At 32.6% G+C, this 242-nt stretch carries 1 protein-coding gene; it reads right to left on the bottom strand.

Translation table 11 applies throughout. The features are described 5' to 3' along the window. The coding region (locus ACX6CF_RS26410; protein WP_458788366.1) for an ATP-binding cassette domain-containing protein at nucleotides 1-242 on the bottom strand (242 nt) is incomplete at both ends.

Below are 242 nucleotides of genomic sequence, written 5' to 3'. Positions count from 1 at the left end.
CATAACTATTACATAATCTGCCATCTCTGCTACAACCCCTAGATCATGTGTAATCAATAAAATACTTGCATCAATTTTATCTTTCAAATCTCTTAATAAATCAAGTATCTGAGCTTGAATAGTAACATCTAATGCAGTAGTTGGTTCATCTGCAATTATCATTTTAGGATCACATGCTAATGCCATAGCTATCATAACTCTTTGACGCATTCCACCTGATAATTCATATCCCCATGAATTAT

Source organism: Vallitalea sediminicola (genome assembly GCF_054408565.1).
Note: the sequence above shows the minus strand (reverse complement) of the source record. Positions and strands in the feature narration are given on the sequence as shown.